Below are 15,452 nucleotides of genomic sequence, written 5' to 3'. Positions count from 1 at the left end.
TGTAATACTATTTAAAATGCTAATAATCATTATTTTAAAACGTTTGTTTAAATTAATTTAACATAATGTTGTGATTTAGTTGAAAATTTGTTAAAACTCCCTTAAACAGATGGTTCAGAAAGTCAAAATACCTTTGCACATCTAATTTGAAAAGATGAGAAAAGTAAAGATTGTACTAGGATTATTGTTTTTGGGATTTGGAACACTGGCTTATGCGCAGACTACGCAGGCTTCTATTGTGGGAAAAGTAACAGGACTGGGCAGCATCGCTCAGGAAAAAGTGAAAGTAACGATTGTGAACGAGTCAACAGGGTTCAGGACGGAAACAGAGACCAACTCTAAAGGAGAATATATCTTCAAAGAAATCCCTTTGGGCGGACCATATACGGTGATCGTGAACGAGGAAAAAAAAGAAGGTTACAACGTTAACTTTGGGGATCAGGTTACAGTAAATATGAGCTTAGACGATGGGGAAAAGCAGATTGAAGAAGTAGTAGTTACCGGAAATCTGAAAAATAAAATAGGAAACCTTGGAGCGGCTACCGCAATTTCAGCGAAAAATATCAGTATGCTTCCGGTAAACGGAAGAAATTTCACCAATCTTATAGACTTATCCCCACTAAGCGGAAAAGGGGGGAGTCTTTCCGGGCAGCTGGGTTCTTCAACCAATTTTACGATTGATGGGATGACGGCTAAAAATCCTACCTCTGCGGGATCTACAACCAGCCGAAGCGGTGCACCCTTCTCTATTTCTATAGAAGCTGTTCGTGAATTTAAAATCACCACCAACCAGTATGATGTGACATTGGGAAGAAGCGGCGGTGGAACGGTAAGTGCCGTTACGAAATCCGGTACAAATAAATTTTCAGGAAGCGCTTGGGAATATCTGAGAACCAACTGGCTTTCCAGTCCGTATGACATCAGGGGAAACAAAAGGGAAAATGATTTCTCTACTTCCCAGTTTGGGTTCTCATTAGGCGGGCCGATCATTAAAAATAAACTACACTTCTTTGTGGCATGGGATCATCAGCTGGATTCAAGACCGTTGATTATTGCGGATATAAAATCTAAAGATGACGAGAAGAGATTTAATACAACAACCGAGACGCTGAACCAGTTCCTTGATATTGCAAGGAAAAAATACGGAGTTGGAAATTCACCTCAGTTTGGTTCGTTCGACAAAGTAAGAAATTCCGATGCAGGTTTTTTACGTTTAGATTGGCAGATCAATGAAAAAAACTTATTGACGTTAAGGAATAATTTCACCTACGACCTTAATAAGAATGGATTGGGAGACAATACCGCGATCAATTTCTTCGAATCGTACGGAAATGATAAGAATATTGACAATAGCTTACTCTTAACTTTAAGATCAAACTTAAAGCCAAATCTTACAAATGAGCTTAAGGCACAGTATCTATACACATTTCAGGACAGTTATCAGAACAACGAATTAGGAAAAACAGTTCCGAGAGCTGTAGTTGAAGGAGTAGTATCCAGTGTTGGGGCAACCAATATTCAGATTGGAGGACACCGTTTTGCTCAGGAAGGTTTCCGGAATAATGTATTCCAGATTGTGGATAACCTATACTACAATACGGATAAAATTAAATATACTTTTGGGGCAGATTTGATGTATACGAGATCAAAATCTATCTACGGAAGTGAAGTGAACGGAAGGTTCCAGTTTCAGGGAATGACGAATTTCGACAATCTCACTCCTTACAGATTCTACAGGGAAGTACCGTTGATGGACGATCCGTCTGTAAAATCCAGTATCTGGAATGCAGGAGTATATGGACAGATCCAGACCAAAATAGCAACAGGCCTTGACTTTATGACAGGATTAAGATTCGATTATGGAGGATACCCTAAAGCTGAATTCAATCAAAAGCTTTTTGACGAAATGGGAATCAGAACCGATAATCAGATCAAATCTTTTGTTATTCAGCCAAGATTTCAATTTGATTGGAATATCAATGAAAAGAATAAAGATTTCTTAAAATTTGGTGCGGGAATCTTCTCTTCCGACATCAACAACTATATGGTAATCAATAATCTTGTTTTTGACGGAAAACATTTGGCAACAGTAGATGTGAATCCCGGCGCTGTTGGTCTGACTCCCGATTTTCCAGGATATAGAAATGACTATGGAACGGTTCCTTCACTTTCACAGTATCAGATTCCGACTATCAATTATACAGGAAAAGACGCAAAAATTCCAATTGTTTATAAAGCGAATATCTCCTATACTCACTTCTTTAATGAAAGATTCAGAGCGGGAATTGCCGGATATATGGCACTGGGAAGAAACAACTACTTCTATTATGACAGGAACATGAAGGCTAATCCATTTTTCACTCTAGCCAATGAAGGCGGAAGAGGGGTGTATGTACCTGCATCTACTATCATCAATAATGATAATAAAAGTGTGAGTATCGACTGGAAAGAAGGAAGAATCAATAAAAACTTTGGAAGGGTACTTGAGCTTGTAAGCGATGGAAAAGTAAATCAATTCTCATTCGTGGTGGATACCAGTTACCGGTACTGGAAAGATGGGGAGGTTACTGCAAGTTACACATGGTCTGATATCAAGGATAATACCTCATATAACGGGAATGTGGCGAATTCTGCAACACTGTCTACTCCGGTCCAGGGTGATCCGAGAGATTTAAGAATGGGCTATTCTGATAACCAGTTCAGAAATAAGATTGTAGTTTACGGTAATTCGCCCACCATTGCAGGGTTTACATTAGGTGTAAGATATTCAGGAATCGGAGGAACACGTTTCTCGGTGACTGCAGGAGGAAACATTAACGGTGATTTCGTAGATTCTAATGATCTTGCTTACATTTTCCCGGAAATTATTACCCAGCCGCTTCTTAACGATCCGGAAGTAGGGCAGGCACTGAAAGATTATGTTGAAAAATATAACAATGCCATTGCAGAACGTAACGGAGGTAAAAATGGTTTTTACGGAGTGTGGGATGTTCGTGTTGCGAAGAAATTTAAATTTGAAAAGATCGGTGCATTTGAGCTTTCTGTAGATATTTTCAACCTGGCAAACCTTCTTAATAAAGAATGGGGGGTGAATAAGTCTTATGGAAATATGGCTCTGTACAGGGTTACCCAATTCAACCATGCTACCCAACAGTTTGAATATGTTAAAAATACCAGCGGCCTGGCACCCCTTTCTGGAAACCCTTACCAGATCCAGATCGGAGCCAAATACAGCTTTTAACATTTAAACATTACCTTTATCAAATGTTTTAAGTTTTTTATTTAATTATCTAATTGTATTATGAAAAAATTTATCTTAGGGTTAGCAGTTTTAAGCACAGTCGTAATGAAGGCACAAACCCAGATTATCGCGCACAGAGGCTATTTCCAGGCTCAGCCGCCTACTACGGAAAATTCTATTAAATCTTTGGAAAATGCCCAAAAATTAAAGATATACGGATCGGAATTCGATGTAAGAATGACCAAAGACGGCGTTCTTGTGATTAATCATGACGAACATCATGGCAAAATGGAAGTCTCTGAAACGAATTTCAAAGAGCTGGAAACATTGAAGCTATCGAATGGTGAAAAGTTTCCCACGTTAAAAGAGTATCTGAAGCAGGGCAAAAAAGATCCTTCTTTAAAACTTATTGTTGAGATCAAACCTGCCAAAACTCCGGAAATAGAAAATGAGATCACTCAGAAAACCCTTACAATGATTAAAGACATGAAACTGGAAGGGCAGAGTGAATATATTTCTTTCAGCCTGAACATCTGCAAACAGATCAAAAAGCTGGAGCCGAAGTTCAAGGTACAATACCTGAACGGAGAGCTTTCTCCGGAACAGATCAAAAAAGAAGGTCTTGATGGTATGGACTACCATTACAGCGTTTTCCAGAAAAACCCAACATGGATTTCTGAGGCAAAAGCACTGGGATTGATCACAAATTCCTGGACGGTAAATGATCCGGCAGTTTATCAGGAATTAAAAAATCAGGGAATAGGTTTTATTACCACCAATATTCCTGATCAGCTGAAGAATAAATAACAGATTTTGGCTTAAAAATAAAGCCGTATTGAAATTTTACAGCCTGTTTCATTTTAGAAACAGGCTTTTTTATGTCTGTGTTTGAATGATTTATTGATTGAAAGCCAGTACGCTATATTTATTTTTCAGAGAAAGACAATAAAGGTATACTAATGAAGATATAAAACAGTGTTAAAAATTATTAATTATTTAAATGGTTGAATATCATGTATATATGTAATGTGTTAAACTTAGGTTCATAATTTGTTTAACAATATTTTAATAAATGTTAAAATGGTATTAAAACCATAGCCATATTGTCGTTTTAATTTTGCGCAAACAAAAAGGATATGCGTAAAGAGACACAAAAACTACTGGTTTTGTCGTTGCTTGGATTGATCAGCGTCAATCTGGCAGCTCAGCAGAAAACGAAAAAAGATACTGTTAAAGGCATTGATGAGGTGGTGGTAACCGCTTTGGGAATCAAAAGACAGGATAAGTCTTTAGGGTACTCTACTCAAACCGTAAAATCAGAAGAAATCCTCAAAACCCAGAATAACAACTGGGCGCAGGCATTGGAAGGAAAAGTGGCCGGACTGAAAGTTCAGACAGCAGGGGCGGGGCCACTGGGAACCAGCCGTATCACACTCCGCGGAGATGTTTCCATGAATATGGGAAATAACGGGGCACTAATCGTTGTAGATGGTGTTCCTTTAAGTGACAAAAGGAATGGAACCGGAACTTCAGCTTACGGCGCAGGTTCAGGAGGCGATCTTCCGATTGATTATGGAGACAGCTACAACAGCATTAATCCGGATGATATAGAATCTGTTACTGTTCTGAAAGGACCTAGTGCATCTGCACTGTACGGTTCCAGAGGATCCAGGGGAGCTATTATGATCACCACCAAATCCGGAAAAACAAAAAAAGGAAAAATTCAGGTTACACTGAACTCCTATACCAGCTTTGACAGCGTTCTTAAATGGCCGGATTACCAGTATGAATACGGGCAGGGAACCATGCAGAAAGATAAGAACGGAAATTATTACTACTCTTACGGAGCTTCGGCAGACGGAGTGAATACCGGTTCTACCAGCAGCGCCTTCGGGCCGAAATTTGACGGGCAGTATTATTTTCAGTATGATCCTTCAGTAGAGGGACAGAGTAAAGAAAGACAGCTCTGGAGACCCTACAAAAATAACATCAAAGATTTCTGGCAGACAGGAACCACCTATTCAAACAGTTTATCATTAGAGCATTCTAATGAAACAACTGCTTTCAGATCATCTCTTTCTTACCTTAAAAATGAATGGATGATGCCGAATACAGGCTTTGACAGGCTGAACGCAGCAGTATCTGTTGATCATAAGATGAGCCGTAAATTAAGGGTTGGGACCAAACTGAATTTCAGCCAGACCAAAAGTGATAACCTTCCGGCTACAGGGTACAACAACCAGTCGATCTCCTATTTCATGATCTTCCAGAATCCAAATGTAGATCTGGCGTGGTACAGACCTATCTGGAAGAATGGACAGGAGCAGGTAGACCAGATTCATCCTTTCAGTTCATATATCGATAACCCCTATGTTATTGCTTATGAAAATCTGAATTCTAAAGATAAAAAGATCATTACCGGAAATATTAACGTAAACTATCAGTTTGCGAAAAACTTTGATGTGGCTTTCAAATCCGGCCTGGAATGGAGCAATGAGTTCCGTACACAGAGAAGACCTTGGAGCTCTGCTAACTACCTGAAAGGTTATTATAGAGAGCAGTATATCAAATATTTAGATTTGAATAATGATATTTTATTTACCTATAAGAATAAATTCGGAGACTTTGGCGTAACAGCATCAGCCGGAGGAAATATCAGATATTATGAGCAGAGCATGAATGATTACAGGGCGATAGGTCTCAATAAAGCCGGCGTATATCAGCTAACCAATGCAATAGCATTAGATAATAAGCTTCCGAAACCTAATGACAATCAGGTAAACAGTACCTATGCACTGGCGAACTTCAGTTATAAAGACCTTGTTTTTGTAGATGTGACGGCCAGAAATGACTGGAGCAGTACACTGCCAAAACACAACAGGTCTTATTTCTACCCGTCAGTGTCTTCATCATTTGTCCTGTCTGATATATTCAAAATGAAGTCGGATCAGTTCAATTTCTGGAAACTGAGGCTTTCATGGTCGAAAGTAGGGAACGATACCTACAATTACATGCTTGATAAATATTATGAAAACAGCTCTTTTGCCGGTTCCGTGGAATCTCCGTTGTTGTATCCCAATCCGGATCTAAGACCTGAGATGATAACAAATATCGAAGGAGGAATGGATTTTACGATTCTTAAAAACAGGTTGAGCTACAATATCACAGCGTATCAGAACAATTCCAAAGACCAAACTATTGTGATCCCGGTATTGTATGAAGTAGGCTATAACAAAAGGATCATTAATGCCGGTGAGATCAGAAACAGAGGAATTGAAATGACCTTGAATGCTTACCCGGTAAAAAATAAAAACTTCTCATGGAATGTCAGTGCCAACTGGTCCATGAACAGAAATAAAATTCTTTCCCTTCCTGAAGAATTCCATGGTGAACCTTATACCATTGGAAGTGTAGGCGGGGTGGTGTATTACAATGCTGTGGTGGGTGGTTCGCTGGGAGATATGTACGGTTACGGCCTGATGTATTCTCCGGATGGACAGGTGATTTACGGGAGTGACGGACTGACCGCAAAGCCTACAGAAATGAAAAAGATAGGAAATGCCTATCCAAAATGGAGAGCTGGTCTTCAGAATGAATTTAAATACAAGAATATCGCTTTAAGTTTCTCATTTGATGGACAGTATAAAGGAATTGCCTATTCCCAGTCTCATCACAAAATGTCTGAGCAGGGAAAACTTGGACATACGCTTTGGGGAAGGGATAATCCGAACGGACTGATCGTGGGTCAGGGTGTGGTTAAAAACCCGGATGGCAGCTTCTCGCCGAATACCAAAGGAATTCCCGTTTCTACGTATTACTCAGATTATTACAGGAGAGCCAATGTAGAAACGAACTCATTCGACACCTCATTCATCAAACTCAGAGACGCCAGGATTTCTTATTCTTTCCCAAAATCGATTATTGACCCTTTGAAAGTTACCGATATAACCCTTGCTTTATTTGGAAGAAATCTTTGGATGTGGACAAAATTCCCATTGTTTGATCCGGAGGCCGCAACACTGGATGATTCTACGATTACGCCGGGAATAGAAATGGGGCAGCTGCCTGCTTCAAGAACAGTCGGGATACAGTTAAATGTTAAATTTTAAAAAATCAGAACAATGAAAAAACTTATCTATATATCGTCATTTTTCGTGCTTTTGGGAACTGTCGTGTCATGTGACAGGAACCTTGATGAGATTAATAAAGACCAGAGCCGGATCAATAAACCTGTGGCAAGTTCCCTGCTGGTTCCTATCCAGTATAATATGGCTGCAGTAGGCTATAACAGGGCTAATGATTTTACTTTCGACCTTATGCAGGTGTCTCTGGATTTCCCGAATGAAGGAAACTCGCTGAGCCGTTACTACATCACTGAAAATACAGGCGCTGGATTCTGGAATAATTCCTACCGATGGCTGAAGCAGGTGGACGACCTGAAAAGGGCAGCCGTTGAAGAAGGAGATAAAAACTATGAAGCCATTGCATTGGTACTGAATGCATGGATCTATTCCAATCTGACCGATACTTATGGAGATATTCCTTTTTCTGAAGCTTCAAAACTTGATGAAGGAATTTTACAGCCCAAATTCGACAGGCAGAAAGATATCTATGTAAAACTGCTGGATGATCTGAAAACTGCCAATTCTCTTTTTATCACCAATAAAGTGCTTACAGGGAATGACCTGTTTTATAAAGCTGAATCCGATGCAAACGGAATCACCAACTGGAAAAAGTTCTGCAATTCTCTTTCCTTGAGATTGCTGACAAGAATTTTAAGTAAGAATGGCGAGGTGAATGTTCATGAAAGAATTCAGGAGATCATCAGTAATCCTACCGTATACCCAATTTTTCAAAGCAATGCCGATGGAGCTAAGCTGGATATCACGGGAGTTTCTCCTCTCATGCCGCCTATTGCCAGACCTCAGGACTTTACTACGGGAAGGGCTGCTTCCGAATTTTTTGTTACAACACTGAAAGCAAACAATGATCCGCGGTTAGCCATGTTTTTCTCCCAGGCAAAAGATCTGAACAATGTTAATATAGGATACAAAGGAGCACCTTCCGGGTATGCCTTTGGAACCACATTCGATTATCAGCCTTCAAATCTCAATCAGAATCTGGCCAAAGCCCCTCTGAAAATCCTTATGTATCCTTATGCTGAGCTGCAGTTCATATTGTCCGAGCTTGCCTTTAAAGGAGTCATTCAGGGAAATGCACAGACTTATTATGAAAATGGGGTGAAAGCAACGATAGAACAATGGGGAGCAGTAATGCCTGCCAACTATTTCAGCAATCCTAATGTTGCATATAAACCTGAAATGGAAAGAATTATGCTTCAGAAATATGTAGCGCTTTTCTTTGTAGATCAGCAGCAATGGTTTGAAAAAAGAAGAACCGGATTTCCTGTACTTCCGAACAATGGCGGTCTTCTAAATGGCGGGGTCATGCCGCTTAGATTAATGTATCCGCCTAATCCTAAAGTTCTGAATACAGCTAATTATCAGGCTGCAGTTCAGCAGATGGGTGGAGATGATGTGAATGTGAAAATGTGGTGGAACAAGTAAAGTTAATAAGAATAAAGAATAAAGAATAAAGAATAAAGAATAAAGAATAAAGAATAAAGAAATGAGTATTAATATAAAATTTTTAATGCCATGTGTGCTGATTTCAGTAATGGTGTTCTCCCAGGATTCTGTTTCAGGATACGTGTTTGAAGATAGCAGCAGAAATCAAAAGAAAGAAAACCGTGAAAAAGGGATTGAAGGCGTTGCTGTTTCTAATGGAGTTCAGGTTGTGCTCACTGATAAAAACGGTAGGTACAGCTTACCTGTTCAGGAAAATCAAACCATCTTTGTGATCAAGCCTTCAGGATATCAAACGGCTCTGAACAGCAATAATCTGCCGCAGTTTTATTACCATCACAAGCCAAAAGGCTCACCGGCTGATTTTAAATACAAAGGAACAGCACCAACAGGAGATCTTCCGAAAGAGCTGAATTTCCCTCTTTATAAAAAAGAGGAAAGCAAAAACTTTGATATTCTTGTTTTCGGAGATCCACAGCCTTATACAGAAAAAGAGCTGGATTACTTTAAAAGAGGAATTGTAAATGAAGTGAAAAATACCAAAAAAAATGCAGTATTGGGAATCAGTCTTGGAGATCTTGTGGGCGACAATTTAAGCCTTCAGAAACCTTACGCGGATGTGATGAAGGAGATTGGTCTTCCATGGTACAATGTAATGGGAAATCATGATATGAATTACGATGCCAAAGAAGACCAGTTTTCAGATGAAACTTTTGAAAATAATTTTGGCCCGGCTAATTATTCTTTCAATTACGGAAACGTACACTTTATCATTTTAGATGATATTCTGTATCCCGATCCGAGAGACGGAAAAGGCTATTGGGGCGGATTCCGTGAGGACCAGCTGAAATTTATTGAAAACGATCTTAAACTGGTTGATAAAAACAAGTTAATTGTGATCTCTTTCCATATTCCATTGGAGCATAACAACGAAGATAATTTCAGAAACGCAGACCGCCAGAAATTATTTGATTTTCTGTACCCTTTTGAAAACGTCCTCCTTTTATCAGCTCATACCCATATTCAGCAACAGATCTTCTATACCAAGGAAGCAGGCTGGAACGGGACAAAAGATCTTCATGAATACAATGTGGGTACTACCTGCGGGGACTGGTATTCCGGAACACCGGATGATGCGGGACTTCCTACTTCCACGATGAGGGACGGAACGGCGAAAGGATATTCTTTCATCAGCTTTAATGATAACCAATATAAAGTCAAATATAAAACAGCAGGGAAGCCAGAAGACTATCAGATCAAACTCTATGTTCCGAAAGTGATTCCTTATCCGTCAAAAACCTCTGCAAAGATCCTTGCCAACTTCTTTATGGGAAGCAAAAAGGACAAAGTAGAATACAGGATAGACAACGGAGCCTGGGAAGAGATGATCTACGATGAAGCAGTAGATCCTAATTTTGCCCTTTCCGTATTCAAGTGGGATTCTACGCAGAATTTATTCCCGGGAAGAAGACCTTCCAACCCCGAAATGTCAAAACATATCTGGACTGCGGGTTTTCCTAAGAAGCTTGGGCTAGGAAAACACAAACTTGAAGTGAGAGCTGCAGATATGTACGGAAATCAATTTACCGCTTCTGAAGAATTCGAGGTACAAAACCCGGTTCTTATCCCATAGTTTTCATTTTTTACTATACTTTCAACAGAAACCGGTTTATGATTAAGCCGGTTTTGTTTATTTGGAGGTAATTTGTAATGATTATGGCGTGAACCACCCCGTCAAAAATTCTTTGAATTTTCGCCACCCCTCCATGGGAGGGGAATTTTGATCCGATGAATTTTTTGTTGATAAAGATCTCTGGTTTCTTAGAACTTAAGTGAGCTTTTATTCTTAAAGCATTGAACTTTAAAATAACTTAAGTGTTAAAAACCTTCTGTCCTTTTATGGTAAAAACTACAGGTTACTATTAAAATTCGATTAAATCCAGATTCTATCGGCCTTTTAAAAATGTTCTTTCGTAAATTTGTCTGACGAAACAATAATATTATGAATATAAGCGGAAAAAATGCCATCGTAACAGGTGGTGGAAGAGGATTGGGAAGAGCGGTTGCCTTAGCTTTGGCCAGTGAAGGAGTAAATGTTGCTGTTACCGGTAGAAATGCAGAAAATCTTAAAAGTACAGCTGAAGAGATTAAAGCGCTTGGTGTAAACTCGGCCTATGCTGTTTTCAGTATTGATAATGAATCCGAAGTGAAAACAGGTATTGAGTCTCTTGCAAAACAATTGGGAAGCGTAGATATTCTGATTAATAATGCCGGAGTCGGAGATTTTGGAAGCATTGAAGATATGCCTTCCGAAACCTGGGAACAGGTAATCCGGACCAACCTATTCGGAGTATATTATGCGGCTAAAGCGGTTTATCCTTTCTTAAAGGCTAACGGTGAAGGAGATATCGTCAACGTTGCTTCTACGGCAGGTTTAAAAGGCGGTCCGAATATGTCAGCGTATGCAGCTTCCAAAGCGGCGGTAGTATCTCTGTCGCAGTCGATGATGGCAGAATGGAGAAAACAAAACATCCGTGTGATCACCTTGACGCCCAGCACTATTGCTTCCGATATGAGTATTCAAGGGGGACTAACAGACGGAAATCCTGATAAAGTACTTCAGCCGGAAGACTTTGCAGAATGGGTAAGAGATATTCTAAAGATGAACAGAAGAGCATTGATTGCTAACGGTTCTATTTTTTCTACAAATCCATAGATTGGCTATGAGTTTCGGAATTTGGGTTTGTGTGATGTCCCAGGAACTAACTTATGTATAAAATATTCAATAGAGCGGGCTTTAGCCCGCTTTCTCTTTTTACACAATCTTATCCGGCTTTAGCCAAAATAAAAAAACTCTCACTAGCCTTTACCATAAAACAAAGACATTATTCTCAAAATATACAAGACTCATGGCACTTCAATTTTTTTAACAATAATAACATCCTTATTTTTGCACTAAATTATTCACTCACATGCAAAATTATTTAGAATTCAATTTCAGGATTTCTCCATTGCAGCCATGGAACGAGATATTAATGGCGGAGCTTATCGAAATAGGTTTTGACAGCTTTACGGAAGAAATCGACGGAATTTTAGGATATATCCAGAAAGAACAGTTTAAAGAAGAAGATCTTAAAGCACTTCCGCTTTTTGAAAATGAAAATGTACAGATCGCTTATTCTTTCGAAGAAATGCCTAATATCAATTGGAATGAAGAATGGGAAAAGAATTTTTCGCCGATCAATATTGATGATAAAGTGCTGATCAGGGCAGAATTCCACGAATCTGTCCCGGGAATGCATGAAATCATCATTCAGCCAAAAATGTCTTTCGGAACAGGGCATCATCCTACAACGCACCTGATGATTCAGCAGATGATGGATATTGATTTCAATGGCAAAAAAGTGCTTGATATGGGATGTGGAACCTCGGTTTTGGCAATTTATGCAAAGCAGATAGGTGCAGGGGATACAAAAGCGATTGATATAGACGAATGGTCTGTAGAGAATTCAAAAGAAAATGCTGCCAGAAACGGGGTTGAACTTGATATTGAACTGGGAACCGCAGACAATTTAGGAAAGGAAAATTTTGATATCATTCTGGCCAATATCAACAGGAATATCCTGATCTCCGATATTCCTACCTATGTTTCTGTCATGAATGAAGGTGGAAAACTGCTGCTTTCCGGATTGTGCTTCTTTGACGTGGATGATATCCTGGAAGTATGCAAAGAAAGCGGACTGGAACTTAAAAAGAAATTTCAGCGTGAAGAATGGGTAAGCCTTTTGCTGGAAAAATAATGAAACACAATAGTCATATGAAATCTTTATTGACGGTTTTATGCCTGCTGTTCCTGCAGTTTTTTTCTGCACAGGAAGAAAATGGCGTTTATCCTGACGGAGTTTTCAGCTTTGAAGAAAACAAACCCCAGAAAATTTTTACAGACTGGACCCGAGTAAGAAAAGAACCGGATGTAAAAGCTGAAGTAACAGATTCTCTGCAAACCAACCAGCAGGTGCTGATCCTTAAAAAGGAAGAAGCAATACTTAAATTAGGCGAAAGGGGAGCCAATTGGTATAAAGTTTCTTATCAGAAAGGAGATTTGGTTTCAGAAGGATATGTCTGGGGAGGTAATCTTTCCGTTGGTTACCGCAATAAGAACGGCTATGATTTTCTTTTTGGACTTTCAAAAACGATAGACCGGAAAAATAAAGGATATAATCAAATTGTAAAACAGAATATTGCCGGAATAAAAGTGATGGAAGGAAATACTTTGATTGATGAAGTATATTTTGACACCGGAAGAGGAGAGGAGCTAAGCTATGCTACATTTACCATTGAAAGCGGACATAAGCTGCAGAATGTGGAACTCACCCTTAAAGCTATGGTTTCCGGGGAAGCCTGCGGAATTGCAAGCTATACCCAGTATGTTCTTTTTAAAGACAAAAAGCTGGTTACACTGCCACAACTGATGAATGTAGGGGATGCCGATGTATACTACCATTCCGAAGAATTTGTATTTCCCAATGATAAAGGCGGAATTCCCAATGCATTTATCTTTAAAACAGAGGAAATGGAAAGAGATGATAAAGACAGAGAAAAGAAAAAACATTCTTCCAAAACGTATCTCTGGAATGGAAATTCTTATAAGCTTAAATAAAGTTTAAAACTAAAAATACATCAGCTGCCGTATAAATTACGGTGGCTTTTGTATATCCTTTAGCGAATAATAGAATCTGTTTTATTAAAACACAAAAGACTCAACATTTCTGCAGAGTCTTTCTCAGTAAGCCTGAATCATTTTAAATTGTTATTGTGTTGGCTTTAATGATTTAAGTTAGAAATCTTTCTAAATCATTCAGATGGATGAGGCATGGACAAATAAATGTACCTTTAATTAAAATATAATAAATTAACAATTAATACGTTATATATGTAAATAATCCGGTAATGTGCCGGAAAGCTTAATACGCTCCTCATTCCAACACCCGATTTAGCACATCTGTTTGTTCGCGTTAGGTAGATCAAACAAGATATCTTATGTCACAAAAAGTAAAATTCTCATCAGTTTCTGGTTCTCATTTTTATGCAACTCTTAGGAGCAGAGTAGATCAATTTTTCAGTCAGCATCAATTAAGTCAACATGCCAATGGCCATATGTGGGGCAAGACTGTATTTTTCCTTACAGGGTTCATTGGAATTTACCTTGTAATTATTTCAGGTCTGCTTCCGACCTGGATGCTCTTGCCACTTGCAGTGGTTCTGGGTATGTTTAGTGCCTTTGTAGGCTTCAATGTATGCCACGATGCTATACATGGTGCACTTTCCGGTAATAAAAAAGTGAATAAACTGTTCGGGTTTATTTTTAATCTGATCGGCGCCAATCCATACGTTTGGAGTATCACCCACAATGTGGTTCACCACACCTATACCAATATCCCCGGACACGATGAGGACATTGAAGTCGCGCCGGGATTGATCCGGATTGCTGAGGAAGACGAAGTGAATCGCATTCAACGGTACCAGCATTGGTATGCCTTTCCGCTTTACAGCTTAGCTTCCCTGTCATGGGTGTTCCGTAAGGATTTTGTAAAGTTTTTTCAGAAAAAAATTGGGGCACATCAGAATAAGCACCCTAAGCTGGAATATTTCAATTTGTTTTTCTATAAAGCGCTTTATTACTTCCTTTTTATCATATTGCCACTATTGGTACTGGATGTGAGCTGGTGGCAGTTTCTGATCGGTTTTCTGTTCTTACATATTGCCGAAGGCTTGACGATGGGACTGGTATTTCAGCTGGCCCATGTTGTTGAGGGTACCAATTTCCCTGTGCCTAACGAAACCGGGCAGATAGAAGAAGCCTGGGCGGAGCACCAGATGCGTACAACAGCGAATTTTGCAACGCACAATAAGCTCGCGGCATTTTTCCTTGGCGGACTGAACAGGCAGATAGAGCACCATCTGTTTCCTAAAGTCTGCCACATACATTATGGGAAGATCTCTGTTATTGTGAAGAAGACAGCGATGGAGTTCAACTTGCCTTACATTGAAAATAAGAGCTTTTTATCGGCACTGTACTCGCATTTTCTAACACTGAAAAAATTTGGCAAAGAGGCGGCCGTTAATTAACCAGGTATGGTGGCTAGCCTTTTGTATCCCCGAATTCTTTGGCTGCTGATCTTAATCGGATTTTACGGGTATTTTATTGATTTATAATGTTTTATTTTTTTTGGAATATTCAAGCATTAAGTATAGAGTTGGTTTTAAACTAGCTCTATATTTAATATTTACAAGAGTAATGGAAAACAGATAAGATAGATAATTAGAATATTTATAATGAGGCAATCTTAGCAAAAAGCTATGCCTTAAGGTGGTCAATGACTTTTTAAAGTAGAATATTATAGCAGCAGAAGTATAGAATTACTTCTACAACGGGTAAGAGTAAATCGTACGCGTTATCTATCAGCTAGTTACATAAATAAAATATCTTTGTCTTAGAGTTTTATTCTCGGATTCCCTACGATAATAGAATTTTTAGATCGCTTCTAAAAGCACAAAATTTTGATTAGTTTCCTTGACTTTGGGCTCTTCTTCTCAACAGAAGAAGAGAACTGGTCACAGAGTAA

Annotated in this window: 9 protein-coding genes; all 9 read left to right on the top strand. The window is 39.1% G+C overall.

The annotated features are described in order from the left end of the window. Positions 1-154 precede the first annotated feature (154 nt). The 9 genes from DRF60_RS11060 to DRF60_RS11015 all read left to right on the top strand — a co-directional run bounded on the left by DRF60_RS11060 (position 155) and on the right by DRF60_RS11015 (position 14,955). Positions 155-3,241 carry a TonB-dependent receptor gene (locus tag DRF60_RS11060; RefSeq protein ID WP_116012124.1) on the top strand — a complete coding sequence of 1,029 codons (3,087 nt, stop codon included), beginning with the start codon at positions 155-157 and terminating at the stop codon, positions 3,239-3,241. A gap of 60 nt (positions 3,242-3,301) precedes the next feature. Further along, positions 3,302-4,048 carry a glycerophosphodiester phosphodiesterase family protein gene (locus DRF60_RS11055; protein WP_116012123.1) on the top strand — a complete coding sequence of 249 codons (747 nt, stop codon included), beginning with the start codon at positions 3,302-3,304 and terminating at the stop codon, positions 4,046-4,048. A gap of 329 nt (positions 4,049-4,377) precedes the next feature. Continuing rightward, positions 4,378-7,350, top strand: a complete 2,973-nt coding sequence (locus tag DRF60_RS11050) for a SusC/RagA family TonB-linked outer membrane protein (RefSeq protein WP_116012122.1) — start codon at positions 4,378-4,380, stop codon at positions 7,348-7,350. A gap of 12 nt (positions 7,351-7,362) precedes the next feature. Beyond that, on the top strand, positions 7,363-8,808 hold the full coding sequence (locus DRF60_RS11045; RefSeq protein ID WP_116012121.1) for a SusD/RagB family nutrient-binding outer membrane lipoprotein: 1,446 nt from the start codon (positions 7,363-7,365) through the stop codon (positions 8,806-8,808). Positions 8,809-8,869: 61 nt separating this feature from the next. After that, on the top strand, positions 8,870-10,459 hold the full coding sequence (locus DRF60_RS11040) for a calcineurin-like phosphoesterase C-terminal domain-containing protein (protein ID WP_394337454.1): 1,590 nt from the start codon (positions 8,870-8,872) through the stop codon (positions 10,457-10,459). A 369-nt stretch (positions 10,460-10,828) separates the two neighbouring features. Then, a complete protein-coding gene (locus DRF60_RS11035) occupies positions 10,829-11,542 on the top strand; it encodes a 3-ketoacyl-ACP reductase (protein ID WP_116012119.1) in 714 nt (237 codons plus the stop codon). Positions 11,543-11,798: 256 nt separating this feature from the next. Next, on the top strand, positions 11,799-12,626 hold the full coding sequence (prmA, locus tag DRF60_RS11025) for a 50S ribosomal protein L11 methyltransferase (RefSeq protein ID WP_116012117.1): 828 nt from the start codon (positions 11,799-11,801) through the stop codon (positions 12,624-12,626). Next, entirely contained in the window at positions 12,626-13,486 is an 861-nt protein-coding gene (locus DRF60_RS11020) for an SH3 domain-containing protein (RefSeq protein WP_238640189.1), read from the top strand. The genes prmA and DRF60_RS11020 overlap by 1 nt, the downstream gene beginning before the upstream one ends. A gap of 380 nt (positions 13,487-13,866) precedes the next feature. Beyond that, complete coding sequence (locus tag DRF60_RS11015) at positions 13,867-14,955, top strand: fatty acid desaturase family protein (RefSeq protein ID WP_116012115.1); 1,089 nt, start codon at positions 13,867-13,869, stop codon at positions 14,953-14,955. The last annotated feature ends 497 nt before the right edge of the window (positions 14,956-15,452 follow it).

The organism is Chryseobacterium elymi, assembly GCF_003385495.1.
Taxonomy (GTDB): domain Bacteria; phylum Bacteroidota; class Bacteroidia; order Flavobacteriales; family Weeksellaceae; genus Chryseobacterium; species Chryseobacterium elymi.
This window is presented reverse-complemented; position numbering and strand designations above follow the sequence as displayed.